This window comes from Micromonospora sp. C97 (genome assembly GCF_018070385.1).
Classification (GTDB): Bacteria; Actinomycetota; Actinomycetes; order Mycobacteriales; family Micromonosporaceae; genus Micromonospora; species Micromonospora parva.
The window spans coordinates 34,153-51,450 of record NZ_JAGPXU010000004.1; the positions used below are offsets into that span (position 1 = coordinate 34,153).

13 protein-coding genes are annotated in these 17,298 nt (G+C 71.4%); 8 read left to right on the forward strand and 5 right to left on the reverse strand.

Translation table 11 applies throughout. The features are described 5' to 3' along the window. Positions 1-70 precede the first annotated feature (70 nt). The 5 genes from mtrA to hpf all read left to right on the forward strand — a co-directional run bounded on the left by mtrA (position 71) and on the right by hpf (position 5,954). Entirely contained in the window at positions 71-760 is a 690-nt protein-coding gene (mtrA, locus tag KBX26_RS08220) for an MtrAB system response regulator MtrA (protein ID WP_030331519.1), read from the forward strand. Between the two features lie 12 nt (positions 761-772). After that, entirely contained in the window at positions 773-2,560 is a 1,788-nt protein-coding gene (gene mtrB, locus KBX26_RS08225) for an MtrAB system histidine kinase MtrB (RefSeq protein ID WP_051708407.1), read from the forward strand. Positions 2,561-2,592: 32 nt separating this feature from the next. Next, a complete protein-coding gene (locus KBX26_RS08230) occupies positions 2,593-4,368 on the forward strand; it encodes an LpqB family beta-propeller domain-containing protein (RefSeq protein WP_210865213.1) in 1,776 nt (591 codons plus the stop codon). A gap of 4 nt (positions 4,369-4,372) precedes the next feature. Beyond that, entirely contained in the window at positions 4,373-5,080 is a 708-nt protein-coding gene (locus KBX26_RS08235; protein ID WP_210865080.1) for a ComF family protein, read from the forward strand. A gap of 244 nt (positions 5,081-5,324) precedes the next feature. After that, positions 5,325-5,954: a ribosome hibernation-promoting factor, HPF/YfiA family gene (gene hpf, locus KBX26_RS08240; RefSeq protein WP_030331512.1), complete on the forward strand. Its 630-nt coding sequence runs from the start codon at positions 5,325-5,327 to the stop codon at positions 5,952-5,954. A gap of 66 nt (positions 5,955-6,020) precedes the next feature. Here hpf and KBX26_RS08245 read toward each other — a convergent pair whose 3' ends face one another. Together KBX26_RS08245 and KBX26_RS08250 are read right to left on the reverse strand one after the other, a co-directional pair. After that, a complete protein-coding gene (locus KBX26_RS08245; RefSeq protein ID WP_030331510.1) occupies positions 6,021-7,133 on the reverse strand; it encodes a GNAT family N-acetyltransferase in 1,113 nt (370 codons plus the stop codon). Further along, positions 7,130-8,281, reverse strand: a complete 1,152-nt coding sequence (locus KBX26_RS08250; protein WP_210865081.1) for a GNAT family N-acetyltransferase — start codon at positions 8,279-8,281, stop codon at positions 7,130-7,132. Before KBX26_RS08250 ends, KBX26_RS08245 begins: the two co-directional genes overlap by 4 nt. Before the next feature lie 168 nt (positions 8,282-8,449). On the opposite strand from KBX26_RS08250, the gene secA reads away from it, so the two are divergent. Beyond that, complete coding sequence (gene secA, locus KBX26_RS08255) at positions 8,450-11,377, forward strand: preprotein translocase subunit SecA (protein ID WP_030331506.1); 2,928 nt, start codon at positions 8,450-8,452, stop codon at positions 11,375-11,377. Between the two features lie 543 nt (positions 11,378-11,920). Here secA and KBX26_RS08260 read toward each other — a convergent pair. Together KBX26_RS08260 and KBX26_RS08265 are read right to left on the reverse strand one after the other, a co-directional pair. Beyond that, on the reverse strand, positions 11,921-12,514 hold the full coding sequence (locus tag KBX26_RS08260) for an Rv3235 family protein (protein WP_210865082.1): 594 nt from the start codon (positions 12,512-12,514) through the stop codon (positions 11,921-11,923). 602 nt (positions 12,515-13,116) lie between these two features. Further along, positions 13,117-13,344 (reverse strand): helix-turn-helix domain-containing protein, encoded by a 228-nt coding sequence (locus KBX26_RS08265; RefSeq protein ID WP_030331503.1) that lies wholly within the window; start codon positions 13,342-13,344, stop codon positions 13,117-13,119. 215 nt (positions 13,345-13,559) lie between these two features. Here KBX26_RS08265 and KBX26_RS08270 point away from each other — a divergent pair, with 215 nt between their 5' ends. Next, positions 13,560-14,069, forward strand: a complete 510-nt coding sequence (locus KBX26_RS08270; protein ID WP_030331501.1) for a hypothetical protein — start codon at positions 13,560-13,562, stop codon at positions 14,067-14,069. A 171-nt stretch (positions 14,070-14,240) separates the two neighbouring features. Here KBX26_RS08270 and KBX26_RS08275 read toward each other — a convergent pair whose 3' ends face one another. Continuing rightward, on the reverse strand, positions 14,241-15,359 hold the full coding sequence (locus KBX26_RS08275; RefSeq protein ID WP_247680360.1) for a hypothetical protein: 1,119 nt from the start codon (positions 15,357-15,359) through the stop codon (positions 14,241-14,243). Positions 15,360-15,650: 291 nt separating this feature from the next. On the opposite strand from KBX26_RS08275, the gene pruA reads away from it, so the two are divergent. Then, the gene (gene pruA / locus KBX26_RS08280) at positions 15,651-17,279 is read left to right on the forward strand and encodes an L-glutamate gamma-semialdehyde dehydrogenase (RefSeq protein ID WP_030331497.1); all 1,629 of its coding nucleotides are present in this window, start codon (positions 15,651-15,653) and stop codon (positions 17,277-17,279) included. Positions 17,280-17,298: the final 19 nt, after the last annotated feature.

The following is a 17,298-nucleotide window of genomic DNA, read 5'->3' on the forward strand; positions in this document are numbered from 1 at the left end:
CCGGCGGCGCGAAGCGCGTACCGGCAGACGCCGGTCCCACCGAACTGAATGAGGATGCAATATTAATCCCATGAGAGCCCGCGTACTGGTGGTCGACGATGACCCCGCGCTCGCCGAGATGCTCGGAATTGTGCTGCGTAGTGAGGGTTTCCTACCCTCGTTCGTGGCCGACGGCGAGCGGGCGTTGGCCGCTTTTCGCGACAGTCGTCCCGATATCGTGCTGCTTGACCTGATGCTTCCCGGCATGAGCGGTATAGACGTCGCCCGGTCGATCCGCGCGGAGTCCGGCGTGCCCATCGTCATGCTGACCGCCAAGAGCGACACCGTGGACGTCGTGCTCGGCCTGGAGTCCGGTGCCGACGACTACGTGGTCAAGCCGTTCAAGCCCAAGGAGTTGGTGGCCCGGATGCGGGCCCGTCTGCGCCGAGGCGAGGACGTGGCCCCCGAGATGCTCACCATCGGGCCGCCCGACAACCAGATCACCATCGACGTGCCGGCGCACACCGTGAGCCGCAACGACGAGGAGGTGAAGCTGACTCCGCTGGAGTTCGACCTGCTTGTCGCACTCGCCCGCAAGCCTCGTCAGGTCTTCACCCGTGAGGTGCTGCTCGAGCAGGTCTGGGGCTACCGGCACGCGGCCGACACCCGTCTGGTCAACGTGCACGTCCAGCGGCTGCGGGCCAAGATCGAGCCGGACCCGGAGCGGCCGGAAATCATCCTCACCGTGCGGGGCGTGGGCTACAAGGCGGGGACCGGATAGCCTGGTCGCACTGTGTCAACCTCGCCGCCGCCACCCTCCCCGAGTACGGCGCCCCGCCGGCCCAGCGCCGCCGGGGAGCTCTGGCGTGCGGTGAGTGTCCGGGTCGCGGGCGTGCTGGGTCGGGCGCACCAGACCTGGCGCCGCTCGCTCCAGGTCCGGGTGGTGACCATCACGCTCGTCGCGTCCAGCCTGCTGGTCGGCGGCTTCGCGTTCCTCATCGCTGACAAGATCACCACCATCCTGCTCGACAGCGCGCGCAGCGACGTGCGGCAGCGGGTGACCAGCGGTGCCAGCTACGCGGCCAAGCAGGTCTCCTTCTACGGGCAGCCGCAGGAGGCGCAGCTTCAGGAGACCATCGACGGCACCGTCAACTACCTGGCCGGCGGCGACCCCCAGCAGACCAGCGGGGTGGTGGTGGCGATCACCGCCGACGACTACCCCAACGACATCCAGACCCGCACCTCCCCGTCGGCGAACGTCCAGCCGCTGATCAGCCCCGAGCTGCGCGCCGCGATCGCCGACGGCAAGGTGGCCAGCCAGATCCGCACCGGGCGACTCACCGACGAGACCACCAAATACCTGGTCTACGGCTCACCGGTGCCGACTCGCTTCGGCCAGATCGAGCTCTACTATCTGGTCCCGCTGGGCCGGCAGGACGTCACCGCCGCCGACGCCCGAGCCACGGTGGTGGCCACCGGCGTCGCCCTGGTGATCCTGCTCGGCCTGCTCGCGGCGCTGGTCACCCGGCTGGTGGTCAACCCGGTCCGGGTCGCCGCCCGCACCGCCCAGCGGCTCTCCGCGGGCCTGCTCGACCAGCGGATGGTGGTCAACGGCGAGGACGACCTCGCCCTGCTCGCCGCGTCGTTCAACCAGATGGCCACCAACCTGCAACGGCAGATCCTGCGCCTGGAAGAGATGTCCCGGTTGCAGCGCCGCTTCACCTCCGACGTCTCCCACGAGCTGCGGACCCCGCTGACCACGGTCCGGATGGCCGCTGACCTGATCTTCGCCGAGCGCGACGAGTTCGACCCGGCGGTCGCCCGCAGCGCCGAACTGCTCCAGGCCGAGCTGGACCGATTCGAGGAACTGCTCACCGACCTCTTGGAGATCAGTCGGTTCGACGCGGGCTTCGCCATGCTGGATTCCGAGCCGACCGACCTGGTGCCGGTGGTGCACCGGGTGGTCGACCGGCTGGCCGGGCTGGCCGAGCGGGTGGGCGTACCGATCGAACTCGACCTGCCGGGCACGCCGGTGATCGCCGAGGTTGACCCGCGCCGGGTCGAGCGGGTGCTGCGCAACCTGGTCGGTAACGCTGTCGAGCACGGTGAGGCCCGGCCGGTGCTGATCACCCTCGGCATCGACGAGACCGCCGTGGCGATCACCGTCCGGGACCACGGTGTGGGGCTGAAGGTGGGCGAGGAGAAGTTGGTGTTCAACCGGTTCTGGCGGGCGGACCCGTCCCGGGCCCGGCAGACCGGGGGCACCGGCCTCGGCCTGTCGATCAGCCTGGAGGACGCTCGGCTGCACGGCGGCTGGCTGGAGGCGTGGGGCGCTCCCGGGCAGGGCGCGCAGTTCCGGCTCACCCTGCCGGCCCGTGCCGGCGACCGGCTGACCACCTCGCCGCTGCGGCTGGTGCCGGCCGACGCGACGCTGCCGTTCGGCGGCCCCCGCGACGGCAACCCTCGCGATGGTGGCTCCCGTGACGGCGGCCAACTTGCCATCGGTCCCGGCACCGGCGGGGCACTGGCGATCGGTCCGGCTCCGGCCGGCGACGGGCAGCGGACGGAGGTGCACTCGTGAGACGGCCGACCCTGCTCGGGACCTTCGGCGTGATGGTGCTGCTGGGCGCCGGCTGCGGCATTCCGGCGGCCTCCGACGTGCGGGTGGACGGCAAGGGCGGTGCCGCGACCGAGGCCGGTGTGATCAGCCGGGGCAGTGAGCCACCGACGCGGACCGCCAGCGGCACCCTCCAAGAGGTGTTCGTCCGCAACTTCCTGTCCGCCGCCGCAGGCGAGCCGGATCGGGCGTACGAGCGGGTCAAGGCGTTCGTCGCCCCGGAGGACAAGATCCGCCTACAGGACAAGAAGGGCAGCGAGGTCGCGCTGAACGTGGTGCGGCTGCGCGAGGCGGTCTACACCCCCAACAGGGACTTGACCACGACCGTGAAGATCACGGTGCAGCAGATCGGTGTGCTGCGGGCCAACGGCACCCTGGCTCCGCCGGTGGCGACCGAGACGGAGTACGAGTTCGGCCTGCGCAGCGCGTCGTTCGACGGCGGCGTCGACGATGACCGCGCCGGCCTGTACATCATCGACCCGCCCAACGTGCTGCTGCTCAGCGACACCGCGCTCCGACAGTATTACCAGGACGAGACGATCTACTTCTGGAGCTCCGACCGCACCCGTCTGGTGCCTGACCAGCGCTACCGACCGCAGGCGGTGCCGGTCGAGCGGCGGGTCAACGAGGTGGTGAAGTGGCTGGTCGGCGGTCCCTCCGACTGGCTGCGCCCGGGAGTCGTCGGGCTGCCGGACCGCACCGAGCTGATCAACAACGCCACCGGTGGGAACGGTCGGTGGGAGGTCAACCTGGACATGCCCAGCGACGACCAGAACGGCATCGACCAGTTGATCACCCAGATCGCCTGGTCGTTGGGTGACCTGCCGGGCCAACTGGAGCTGAAGATCCGCAACAACGCGCAACCGGTGGTGATCCTGGGCGAGCGCCGAAACTCCCATGCGCTCTACCCGCACGCCGCCAGCCCGCTGCGCTTTGGGGTGTACGACGGTGCGATCCACCCGCTCGACTTCGAAGGCGAGCCCAGCGGCACCGTGCCGCTGGCGCCCGAGGTCAACCGCAACGTCGTCTCGGCCAGCCTCGGGTTCGCCAAGGACCGGCGGATCCTCGCCGCGATGGTGGTCACCGGCAGCAAGAACCGCTACCGGCTCGCCGTGGGCACGGGCGTCGAGCCGGTCTCCGTGCTCAGCCGCAGCAGCACCGAGTACTCCTCGATCAGCCGGCCGGTCTGGCTGCGGATGGTCGACTCCCGACCCGGCCGCGGCCTGGTCGTGGCCGACGGGCAGCTCTACCGGTTCGACGAGACGGCGCGGATGTATCAGATGCCGCTCAACCTGCCCTCCGGCGAGGTCACTGCGGTGGCCGCCGCGTTGGACGGCCAGCGGGTGGCGCTGATCGCCGGCGGCCGCCTCTACGTCGCCGCTGTCAACCTCGACGGCGGCGGGGTCTCCATCGGCCCGGCCCGAGAGCTGGTCACCTCGCTGACCAACCCGACGGCGGTCGACTGGGGCAGGGAGGACCAACTGGTGGTGGCCGGGTCCGTCGGCCAGCCGGCGCTCTACGAGATCAGCGTCGACGGCGCCCTGGAGACGCCGTTGCGGACCGACCTCGGTGCCAAGGTCAACCACCTGACCGCGTACCCGAGCAACCGCGGCGTGCGGGCGCCCAGCGGTGCCTACATGTACGAGGTGAACGGGGTGGCCTACCGCAGTAGCCCGTTCGAACGCATCGAGCCCAGCCGGGTACGCGGCATCGCCCAGGTGCCGGCCGGCGTGCGGCAGAGCAACCCGTCGGCCCCGTTCTTCCTCTACTGACCCGGTGGGCGGGCTCTGGGCGGACCTCGCCGACCTGGTGCTACCCGCCGACTGCGCCGGTTGTCGCGAGCGCCGCCCCGGCCTGCGGCACGGGGTCTGCCCCGCCTGCGTCACCGCGCTGAGCCAGTTGCGGCCACGGGCGGTGCGCCCCACCCCCGCCCCGCCGGGTCTGCCGTCCTGCGTCGCACTCGGCTCGTACGCGGGTCCGCTGCGCGAGGCTCTGCTGGCGTACAAGGAACACGGCCGACACGGCCTGGCCCGCCCACTCGGCGCGCTGCTCGCCGAGGTCGTCGCGGCGGCCGTCGGCGAGCCTCGTCCGTTGGCGTTGGTTCCGGTCCCGGACACCGCGGCGGCGGCCCGGTCCCGTTACGGAGACCACCTCGACCGGTTGGCCCGGCACTGCGCGGCCCGGCTCAACCGGGGCGGTTGGGCGGCGCGGGTGCACCGTCCGCTGCGGGCGATGCCCCGGCCCGACTCGGTCACCCTGGACAGCGCCGGGCGGGCGGCGGCGGCTGAGGCGGCCTTCCAGCCTCGCTCGGCCGGACCGTTGCCGGGTGGTGCCGCGGGCCCGGCACCGGTCGTGGTGCTGCTCGACGACATCGTCACCACCGGGGTGACCCTCGCCGCCGCGAGCGGAGTGCTGAGCGCGACGGGATGGGCGCCAACAGTCGCCGCGGTGCTCGCGGCGACCGAGAAAAGACACCAGTCGTAACCCATCGTGTTTCCGTTTCACCCGTTGGTGTATGAGCTGCGAAAAATTCTGGGCCGTCTCGGCAACATGGGGTGACTGCCGGGCAAACAGGAGTTAGCGTTTCGCTGTCGGGGGTAGGAGGTCGTTCCAACCGCCCTCGGCGGTGAGAGGAGGCGTAGCCGTACAACCGGTCGACGCCAGCGGGTCTCCCCACGGCGCGCGGCCGGGTAACCGGATCGAAGACCGTCCGAACAAGGGAGGTCACGTGGACATCGTGGTCAAGGGCCGTAACGTCGAAGTTCCCGATCATTACCGGGTACACGTAGCCGAGAAACTCGCGAAGATCGAACGCTACGACCACAAACTTATTCGCGTCGATGTCGAGCTGTTTCACGAGCGCAATCCGCGCCAAGCCGACCACTGCCAGCGGGTGGAGATCACCTGCGTTTCCCGGGGTCCGGTGATTCGGGCCGAGGCCTGCACGAACGACTTCTACAGCGCGCTCGATGCCGCCATCGCGAAGCTCGACACCCGGCTACGCCGCGCAGCCGACCGCCGCCGCGTACACCGGGGCCGGCACGCGCCGATCTCCGTCGCCGAGGCCACCGCGGGCCTGCCGGTCGCCGACCTGGTCTCCACCGCGCCGAGCGACGGCGCCCGCGCCGGCACGGCCGTCGCGGAGCGGGTCGAGGAGGAGTACGACGACCAGCAGCCGTGGCACATCGCCCGGGAGAAGGTGCACCCGGCGGAGCCGATGACCATCGACGACGCGCTGTTCGAGATGGAACTGGTCGGCCACGACTTCTACCTTTTCCAGGACAAGGAGTCCGGCCGTCCCAGCGTCGTCTACCGGCGGCACGCCTACGACTACGGGATCATCTCCCTCGCCACCTGACCCACCCCTCTTGTTCGACCGGGGAGTTGTGGCGGGACGTCCCGCCACAACTCCCTGCCGCCGTTCTCAGCGCAGGTCGGTGGGGAGCAGCGCGAACGTCAGATCGTCCAGGCGGGTGCCGTCCAGGCCGGGCAGCCGGCCACGCTGGAGCCCCTCCCGCTGGAAGCCGACCCGCTCCAGCACCCGGTGCGAGGCAACGTTTCCCGGCACTGTGCCCGCGACCAGCCGGGTGACACCCGCCGAACCGAACGCCCACGCGGCGAGCAGCCGGACCGCACGGGTCGCGTACCCCCGGCCCCGCCACTCGGGTAGCAGCGCGTAGCCGACCGAGCCCTCACCGCTGGCCGCGTCCGTGATCGACATCCCGCAACTGCCCGCCGGCGCGCCGCTGGCCACGTCGACGATCATCAGTCGGGCGATGACACCGGTGAGCCAGGCGCTCTCCGCCAGCAGGCAGCGCCGTTGCGTCGCCTCGGGCGTCGGCGGCACCGGCGGGGCCTGGTTGGCGACGACCTCCGGTCGGCTGTGCAGCCGGTGCATCAGCTCCGCGTCGTCCGGCGCGAGCCGGCGCACTGTCACGACACCGTCGGTGAGCAGCCCGCCGGGCAGGTCGGGCAGCAGGCGGGCGGTCGGGCCAGGCGGGTCGTCGGCGAGGCGTACCCAGGCCAGCAGGTCGTGGCGGTCCCCGTTCCGGCCGGATCCGGCCGACCGGCGCGAGCCCTCGTAGCGGTAGCCGGCGGCCAGCGCGACCCGCTGACTCGACGCGTTCTCCGGCTCGGTGAGCAGCTCCAGGCGGGCGGTGCCGGCGGCGAACGCGTGGTCGCTCAGCGCGCGGGTCGCGGCGGTGGCGACCCCGCGTCCGCGCGCCGCCGGCCGCACCCAGTAGCCGATCTCGACCTGACCCCGGGCGGACACCGGGTTGTTCAACCCCACCGCGCCGAGCAGCCGGTCGGTGGCCGGGTCGGCGATGGCGTACGCGGCGCCGCCGCCGGTCCAGGCCGCCGGAGCGCCCACCTCGATCCACCAGCGGGCGTCGACATCGGTGTACGGGGCTGGCAGGTTCGACACGAACCGCTGGCTGACGGGGTCGGCGCAGCCGTCGACCACGTCGGCGGTGTCCCCGGTGTGAAACGGCCGCAGCCGCACCCCGTACGCCTCGATGACCTCCTGCTCGGTCACGCCAGATCCTCGGCGAGCAGCGCGGCGACCCAGACGTCGGCCCGTTCGCCCCGGTGCGGTACGGCACCCCGGGCGGTCCCCTCGAACGAGAAGCCGGCCTTCTCCGCCACCCGACGGGAGGCGTCGTTGCCGACGTTCGCCTTCCACTCGATCCGGGCCAGACCCAGCGCGGTGAAACCCCAGGCACTCAGCGCGAGCAGCGCGGCCGTCATGTAGCCGCGACCACGGGCGTCGGGCGCGGTCATGAACCCCACGTCGGCCAGCAGCGGGTCGGTCGGGGAGAGCCGCAGGTCGATGGTGCCCGCGTAGCTGTCGTCCGGGTCGGAGATCACGAAGCAGGCGGCGTCGCCCCGGGCCCACAGCGCCTGGCAGTGCTCCTGGTACCACAGCGCGTCGGCGTGGTCGTACGGGTCCGGCACCGTGGTCCAGCGGATCGACTCCGGGTCCCGGCAGGTCCGCACCACGGCGTCCAGGTCCCGCTCCTCCATGGGCCGCAGCCGCAGCTCGCCCGCCCCGGTGGTGGCGAACAGAACGGGCTGCGGGCGGCCGAAGACGGCGGCCCGGCGGGCGGCGAGGGTGCCCGGCTGGGCCGGCCCGGGCGACCCGGCGGCGGGCACCTCGCCAGGCAGCAGCGAACCGATCCAGCCGTCCGCCACGCCCTCCAGCGCCGGGTTGGCCATCCGCAACCGGCCGTCGACCCGGAAACCGGCTCGGAGGGCCACCAGCCGGGAGGCGTGGTTGCCCACCTCGGCCTGCCAGATGAGCCGACGCAGGCCGACGGTGTCGAAGGACCAGCGGGCCACCGCCCGGGTGGCCCGGACCATCACGCCCCGACCACGCGCCCAGGGTGCCGTCCAGTAGCCGACCTCACCGGTGCCGTCCTTGTCGATCGAGATCAGCCCGCAGGAACCCAGCAGCTCCCCGGTGCTCGGGTCGCACACCGCGAACGGTGCCCCGGTGCCCTCGGCCCAGGACTTCCGGCTCATCTCGGTGACAAATCCGTGCGCGTGTTCCGGCCGGTATGGGCGCGGTACGGTGGTCCAGCGCTGAATGTCGGGGTCCTGGCAGGCTCGGTGGACGGCCTCGGCATCCGCCTCCCGCCAGGGTCGCAGCAGCACGCCGTCCTCGATGATCTCCACGGGCTCCACTCGTGCATCCTGCCGCAGCGTTCGCCGACGGCGTAACCGGATAACGTTTGGGGCGAGCGCAGGACGCGAGTTATGTCGGGTTCCGCGGGGTCGAGCACCGCCACCAGTGACCATCGCGCCGATGGAGCGCCTACGATGGTTCGAGACTGTCTAGGGGAGCGTTGATCCGTGTCGATTCTGGAAAAGGTCCTTAACGCGGGCGAGGGCCGCATGGTGCGCCGCCTCAAGGCGATCGCCAATGCCGTCAGCTCGATCGAGGACGACTACATCAACCTCACCGATGAGGAACTGGCCGGCATGACCGAGCAGTTCCGAGAGCGGCTCGAGGAGGGTGAGACCCTCGATGATCTGCTGCCGGAGGCGTTCGCGGTGGCCCGCGAGGCGGCCGCCAGGGTGCTGGGCCAGCGCCCGTACGACGTCCAGGTGATGGGCGGCGCGGCGCTGCACTTCGGCAACATCGCCGAGATGAAGACCGGTGAGGGTAAGACGCTGACCTCGGTCATGGCCGTCTACCTCAACGCGCTCTCCGGCAAGGGCGTCCACGTCATCACGGTCAACGACTACCTCGCCCAGCGGGACGCGGCGTGGATGGGCCGGGTGCACGAGTTCCTCGGGCTGACCGTCGGCGTGGTGCTGCCCAACCGGCCGGCCAGCGAGCACAAGGCCGCCTACGAGTGCGACATCACCTACGGCACCAACAACGAGTTCGGCTTCGACTACCTGCGCGACAACATGGCGTGGTCGAAGGACGAGCTGGTACAGCGCGGGCACAACTTCGCGGTGGTCGACGAGGTCGACTCGATCCTGATCGACGAGGCCCGCACCCCGCTGATCATCTCCGGCCCGGCCGAGCACTCCGCCCGCTGGTACGGCGAGTTCGCCGGCGTAGTGGCCCGGCTCCAGCCCGGCACCGACGGCGAGGGCGACTACGAGGTCGACCACTCCAAGCGCACCATCGCGGTGACCGAGCGGGGCGTCGCCAAGGTCGAGGACCGGCTCGGCATCGACAACCTGTACGAGTCGGTGAACACCCCGCTGGTCGGCTACCTCAACAACGCCATCAAGGCCAAGGAGCTCTACAAGCGCGACAAGGACTACATCGTCAGCGACGGTGAGGTCCTGATCGTCGACGAGTTCACCGGTCGCATCCTGCACGGCCGTCGCTACAACGAGGGCATGCACCAGGCGATCGAGGCCAAGGAGGGGGTGGAGATCAAGCAGGAGAACCAGACCCTGGCCACCATCACCCTCCAGAACTACTTCCGCCTCTACGAGAAGCTGTCCGGAATGACCGGTACGGCCCAGACCGAGGCGAGCGAGTTCAACAAGGTCTACAAGGTCGGCGTCGTGACGATCCCGACCCACCGCCCGATGGTTCGCGAAGACCGGCCGGACGTCATCTACAAGACGGAAAAGGCCAAGTTCAACGCCGTCATCGAGGACATCGCCGAGCGGCACCAGATGGGCCAGCCGGTGCTCGTCGGCACCGTCTCGGTGGAAAACTCCGAGATCCTCTCGCAGCTCCTGCGCCGCCGGGGCATCCCGCACAACGTGCTGAACGCCAAGTTCCACGCGCGGGAGGCCGAGATCGTCGCCCAGGCAGGGCGTAAGGGCGCTGTCACCGTGGCAACCAACATGGCCGGTCGCGGCACCGACATCCTGCTCGGCGGCAACGCCGAGTTCCTCGCCGCGAACGAGCTGCGCCAGCGCGGCCTCGACCCGCTGGAGAACGAGGAAGAGTACGCCAAGGCGATGGAGGAGGTCCTTCCCAAGTGGAAGCAGGCCTGCGACGCCGAGGCGGAGGAGGTCGCCGCCGCCGGTGGCCTCTACGTGCTGGGCACCGAACGGCACGAGTCCCGGCGGATCGACAACCAGCTGCGCGGTCGCGCCGGCCGGCAGGGCGACCCGGGCGAGTCCCGTTTCTACCTGTCGCTGCAGGACGAGCTGATGCGGCGCTTCCGGGCCGGGGCCGTCGAGGCGGTGATGGAGCGCTTCAACATCCCGGAGGACGTGCCCATCGAGTCGAAGATGGTCACCCGGCAGATCAAGAGCGCCCAGGCCCAGATCGAGGGCCAGAACGCCGAGATCCGCAAGAACGTCCTCAAGTACGACGAGGTGCTCAACAAGCAGCGCCAGGTCGTCTACGCCGAGCGGCTCCGGGTGCTCAACGGTGAAGACCTCTCCGACCAGGTCCGCAACATGATCGACGACACCGTCGAGGCGTACGTGCGGGGTGCCACCTCCGAGGGCTACGGCGAAGACTGGGATCTTGAGCAGCTCTGGTCCAGCCTCAAGCAGCTCTACCCGGTCAGCGTGACGATCGAGGAGTTGGAGGAGGAAACCGGCGGCTCTCGGGCCGGCATGGACGCCGACTTCCTGGTCGCCCGCCTCAAGGAGGACGCCAACGCCGCGTACGACCGGCGGGAGGAGCAGCTCGGCACCGAGGGCGTCCGCCAACTCGAGCGGATGGTGCTGCTCCAGGTCATCGACCGCAAGTGGCGCGAGCACCTCTACGAGATGGACTACCTCCAGGAGGGCATCAACCTCCGCGCGTACGCCCAGCGCGACCCGGTGGTGGAATACCAGCGCGAGGGCTTCGACATGTTCGCCACGATGATGGAGGGCATCAAGGAGGAGACCGTCGGTTTCCTCTACAACATCGAGGTCCAGGTCACCGAACCCGAGCCGGAGGCGGGAGCCGACGAGGTCACGCTGCTCGACAAGCCCGTCGAGATCCGGGCCAAGGGCCTCAACCAGGCACCGCGGCGGCAGGGCCTGCAATACTCCGCGCCCACCATCGACGGCGAGGCCAGCCCCGGTGCGGTCGCCGTGGAGCAGGCCGAGCAGCAGGCTCCGGCGCTCGGCGTTGGCCGACCGGCTCCGGGTGCCCCGGCGGCACCGGGGCAGAGCGCGCCGTCCGCTCCGCAGCGGCCGGCATCCGGGCTGCGTGGCCCGGCTGTTCCGTCGGCTGCCGCCCGTCGGACGGCACCCAACCAGGCCGAGGCGAGCAACGGCCCGTCCCGCAACGCGCCGTGCCCGTGTGGCTCGGGCCGCAAGTACAAGCGCTGCCACGGCGCCCCCAACGGCGGCAACTGACCGACAGCGTCCGCAGCGACAGTCCCTGACCGACGGGTCCCGGCCGACCAGGCCGGGGCCCGTCGGTGTCTGCCAGCCCCGCCGGCCCTACAACCACCTGCCTGGGCGGCCCTCCTCGGGTGACACGCACCCGCACACCGTGATCACCTCGCCTTCATGAAAATCGGGCCATCACCCACAGCCGGACAACCCGATTTCCTGAAACCGGAGTGGATCACCCGGTCTGGCCCTGGCCTGGCTCGGTCCTGCCCTGGCTCGGTCCTGCCCTGGCTTAACCCTGCCCTGGCCCCGTCCGGCCCTGGCCCTGGTCCAGCCCTGGCCCGGCCCTGTTCGGCCCGGCCCGGCCTAGTCCTGCCGGGCCGGCCCTGCCTGGCTTGGCCCCGGCCCTGCCTGGCTTGGCCCCGGCCCTGCCTGGCTTGGCCCCGGCCCTGCCTGGCTTGGCCCCGGCCCTGCCTGGCTTGGTCGGCTCGTCCTAGCCCGGCAGGGCTCGGGTTGGAGCCGTCCTGGGCGCGGCCAGGTGACCGATTGGGGCCGGGAGTGTGGTCAGAGCACGTGTAGGGCGGTGCAGAGCCAGCGGCCACGACGGTGCTCCAGGCGTACTGCCAACGCCCAACTTCGGCCGCTGGCGCCGGTGAGGACGGCTGCCGCCTCCACAGCGGTCTCCCTGGGCTCGCAAACTCGCAGGCGTAGCAGCCGAACCAGTGGTCGGCCGGCCCGACGGCGGGTTGTCCCGGCGCGGCCGGACGCGCGGGCGAGTTCGGTCAGCAGGTCGGCTGCTCGGGCCGGGTCGAGCAGCGCTCGCACCTGGTTCGGCGAACGGTAGCCGTTGACCACCTCCACGCAGGTGCCGACGAAGCGGTGCGCGGCTCGGGTGGTCTCCGGAGCGGCCGTCGGCGGTAACGACGCGACGGGATGGGTGGCGGGTCGGTTGGGCACCGGGCGCAGCGGTGTTCGGCGTTCCGGCGGCCGGAGGGGGAGGGGTCTGGTGGAGGCGAACAGGTCGAGGGCGAGCTGACCGTCGGTCGGTGCTGGCCAGTACGCCCCGTCGGTCTCGTCGACGTACGGCGGGTCGAAGGGCGGGACGGGGCGCAGTCGCACGGGTGGTCGGGAAGGACCGGGTCGTGCTCCGCTCATCATGGCCCCCTTTGATCTTGCGTTTGCCTTCGTTTGCCTCCGACAAGCTCGATTCTGAGTGAGACAACTGTCTCGGTCAATGGCTTCCCGGTACCCACGACCAACAAAGGCCCTTGATCCACTCGCGTTTCTTGATACCGCGGTACCGCGGCGGCCTCGATGCCCCGACTTCCGTAAACCCGAGTGGATCAAGCCAGGTCGGACGCCCGGACCGCCCACGGCCGTCAGGCGAAGGGCTGGCTGAGGGGTCGATCGTGACGTGGGCTGCAGGTGACTCGGCCGGCGCGGCGCGAGCGGCTGGCGGGCTGGTCGTGACGCGAGCAGCAGGCAGGTGACTCGGCCAGCGTGGTGCGAGCGGCTGGCGGGCTGGTCGTGACGTGGGCGGCAGGCAGGCACGGCCGTGGCGTGAGCGGCAGGCAGGTGACTCGGTCAGCGGGGCGCCAGCGGCTGGCGGGCTGGTCGTGACGTGGGCGGCGCGCAGGCACCGCCGTGGCGTGAGCGGCAGGCAGGCGGCTCGGCCAGCGCGGCGCGAGCGGCAGGCGGGCTGGTCGGGACGTGGGCGGGCAGCCAGGCGGGCCGGCGGGCCGACCGGATGGGCTGGGCCGCTACTCGGGGTCCCTGTCGATGAGCGGGTTGCTCTGCACCCAGTCTGCGGTTTCATCGTATTTGCGCGTTATGTACTCTTCCAGGCGGGTCCGCTCGACGCGCCACTGGCCGCGCCCGCCGATCTTGATCGCCGGCAGTTCGCCGCTGCGCACCATGTGGTAGACCTGCGAATCCGACACGTTGAGCTCGGCAGCCACGTCGGAGAGCAGCAGGAACCTCGGCTCCACAGGCACTCCCGGTGTTGATGTCGTTTGGCTCAGTTTGCCACCGACAGCGCTGACCGCCCAGCACCGGCCCGGTTCGGCGGCCGACCGGCAGCGCGAGACACACCGGGCGGGAGCTTCCTCCGGCCGGAGGCGAGGTGTATGACGGTCACGGCGTGCGGCATGATCTGCGCCCGTGCCGGCGGCCGCCGGTGGAGGACGACGCGGGGAGACGACCGGTGACCGACGAGCTTGTCCGGGTGTACGTGCCGGCGACCGTACCGATGCTGGCTCGGCTGCGTGAGGAGGGGCTCGCCGCCGACCAGGCGCACGCCGTGACCCCGGCGCTTCGCGAGTGGTACGCGGAGGGCGACGAGGAGGAGTTGGAGTACGTCGCGTTCACCCGGGCTGCGCAGGACGCCCTGCACCTGCTGCGGGCCGACCCGAGCGCGCCCCGCCGTCGCGTCGTCGTCTCGGTCGACCTGCCGTCGGGGGCGATCGGGCGTGGCGACGGTGAGTTGGGCTCCAGCACTGTGGCGTTGACCGGTGCCGTGCCGGTGGGCGCGGTGGCGGCCATCCACGTGGACGGCGCGGACGCGGTCGAGGAGATCGGCGCGGCGGCCGACGTGGTGGCCGAGGCGGCGGCTGGTGACCCCGACGCCCAGTTCACCGTCGACGGCGCCGAGGATCACGAGCTGGAGTGGTACGACGTGACGGAGCTGGACCAACTGCTCCGCGCCGCCACCTGAGCCGACACCGGCCGGGACCGTCGAACACCGCGCACCGGCCGGGACCGCCTGACGTCGAACGCCGGCCGGGACCGCCGGACACCGGCCGGGACCGTCGAACACCGCGCACCGGCCGGGACCGCCTGGCGCCGGACACCGGCCGGGACCGCCGGACACCGGCCCGACGCCGGGTCAGCGAGCCGGGTCCGCCTTTGCCGGGTCCGCGTCGACCGCCTGAGCGTCGTCGGAGGTCTCGGTCGGGTCCGCGTCGTACGCCTTGGCGTAGCCCGGCTTGTCGTCCTCGGGGTCGGCCTGGTCCGGGACCGGGGCCGGGCTGTCGGCTGGTTCGTCGTCGTCGCTGTGGGCGGGGCTGAGCGTGCGGCCGAACGCGATGAGCGCGGTCAGCGCCCCCACGAACAGCACCCAGATGCCGTTGTCCACCCGGGAGGTGCCGAGTGAGGTCTGCGCCACCGCGTCCGCCTCACTGAGCGCGCTGGCGAGGTCGAGCAACGACCGGCCGCCGACCCGGATGATCACCTCGGCGAGCAGCAGGAGGAGCCCCGGCCCGGCGCCGGCGAGCAGGTACGCGGGCCAGCGCAGCCCCGGGGCGTCGGGATCGCGGCGGACGGCTCGACGTCGTGCCCAGGTCAGGTAGCCGAAGGCCAGGAGGCCGGCCAGGAGCCCGGCGACGAGCGATTCGGTGCGGGACACCCACTTGGCCGCGCTGATCAACGATTCCTGGCTGTCGCCGGCGCCAAAGAGGTCGAACAGCGGGTCGCGGGCGCGGCTGAACGCGACCACGAAGATCAGGGTGCCCAGCGCGGCGGTGACCACGGCACCGATCGCCGGGGCGGTTCGCGCGGCGGCCAGCGCGCCCCCGATGATCGCCGCTGCCGCGGTCGTGCCGGCGATCACGTTGGTGGTGGACGTGTCGAAGTAGGTGAGGTTGATGGCCACCGCGGCGGCGAGCCCGACCAGCATTCCGCCGCCGATCGCGCCAGCGAAGCGCAGGGTGGCCCAGTCGCCGTACCGGCGGGCCAGCAGGTTGCCACCGGCCAGCGCGACGGCGGCCCCGGCCACCAGCGCGGCCGAGATCACGCCGGGTAGGGCGAACGCGGAGAGGCTGATCGCGGTGACGCCGGCCGCCGCCGAGGTGATGGCCTCCCGGGTGGACCAGAGCATGGCGGCCAGCCAGCCGAGCGCCAGCAGCGCGAGCACAGTGGCGCCGGGGGCGGGCAGCGGCCGAGTGCCCGCGTTGACCGCCGGCTCGTCCGACTCGGCGGCCGGGGGGCGGCCGGGCTGCTTGGTCATCGTCTCCCCTTCGAGGCGGCAGGTCACCGACCATTCAGGGTACGCGGGCCCGCTGGGCTGCCTGTCGCCCCGGGACAGCGGGATGGATCGAGACCAGTCGGTAAGGGGAGGAGGGGTGGGGCGGTCCTTGGCGCAGGGCGGTGGCCGGGGTGGGTCGCGTGGCCCGTCGTGGAAGAATCACGGGAGGTCCCGCCGCTGCTCGGCCTCTCGTGTGGCGTCCGGTGTCCGGCCGTCCGGTCGGCGCCCGCGGGTCCGGTTTCGCCACTGCTGTCGAGATCGCCAGGAGCCCTGATGGATGCCGTGTTCTCCGTACCCGAGCCGCGCAACGAGCCGGTTCGCAACTACGAGCCGGGCAGCCCCGACCGGGACCGGCTCCAGCGGCGGCTGACCGAGCTCGCCGCCGAGCGCATCGACCTGCCGATGACCATCGGCGGTGAGCAGCGGATGGCCGGCGGCGACCCGATCAACGTGGTGCAGCCGCACAAGCACGCCCACGTGTTGGGTGTGACAGCGCACGCCACCCACGATGACGCCCGCGCCGCCGTGAAGGCGGCAAAGGATGCCGCGCCGATGTGGCGGGCGCTGCCCTTCGAGGAGCGCGCCGCGATCTTCCTGCGCGCCGCCGAGCTGCTCGCCGGTCCGTGGCGCGACACCCTCAACGCCGCCACCATGCTCGGCCAGTCGAAGACCGCGATCCAGGCGGAGATCGACGCGGCCTGCGAGTTCATCGACTTCCTGCGGTTCAACGTGCACTTCGCGCGTCGCCTGATGGAGGAGCAGCCGGCGTCCTCGCCCGGCGTCTGGAACCGCTTCGACCACCGCCCGCTGGAGGGCTTCGTCTACGCGGTCACCCCGTTCAACTTCACCGCCATCGCCGGCAATCTGCCGTCGGCGCCAGCCCTGCTGGGCAACACGGTGGTCTGGAAGCCGGGCCCGACCCAGCAGTTCGCCGCGCACTTCACCATGCGGCTGTTCGAGGCGGCCGGCCTGCCGCCCGGTGTGATCAACATGGTCACCGGCCGGGGCGAGGAGGTCTCCGATGTGGTGCTCGCCGACCCGGATCTGGCCGGCATCCACTTCACCGGCTCGACGAAGGTCTTCCAGCAGTTGTGGCGGACCGTCGGCGACAACATCGCCCGGTACCGGGGCTACCCGCGCCTGGTCGGTGAGACCGGCGGTAAGGACTTCGTCGTCGCGCACACCAGCGCCGACGTGGACGCTCTGCACACCGCGCTGATCCGCGGCGCGTACGAGTACCAGGGCCAGAAGTGCTCGGCGGCGTCGCGGGCGTACGTGCCGCGCTCGATCTGGGAGGGTGGGCTGCGGGACCGCCTGGCCGCCACCGCCGACTCGCTGACCTACGGTGACGTGGTCGACTTCAGCAACTTCGGCGGCGCCGTGATCGACGACAAGGCGTTCGCCCGGCACACCGCCGCGCTGGAACTGATCGCCGGTGACGACAGCTGCCGGGTGCTGGCCGGTGGCACCGCCGACGACTCGGTCGGCTACTTCGTGCGCCCGACGCTCTTCGAGTGCGGCGACGCCGCCCACGAGACCTTCACGACCGAGTACTTCGGGCCGATCCTGGGCGTGCACGTGTTCGACGACGCCCGGTTCGACGAGGTGGTGGCGCAGGCCGAGTCGATCGCCCCGTACGCGCTGACCGGCTCGGTGTTCGCCACCGACCGGCGGGTCGTCGAGTCGGTCGGCGAGCGCATGCGCTACGCGGCCGGCAACTTCTACATCAACGACAAGCCGACCGGCGCGGTGGTCGGGCAGCAGCCCTTCGGTGGCGCCCGCGCCAGCGGCACCAACGACAAGGCCGGCTCCTGGCTGAACCTGGTTCGCTGGGTCTCCCCGCGGACGATCAAGGAGACCTTCGTGCCGCCGACCGACCACACGTACCCCCACATGGGCTGACCGGCGACGACCCGCCGGC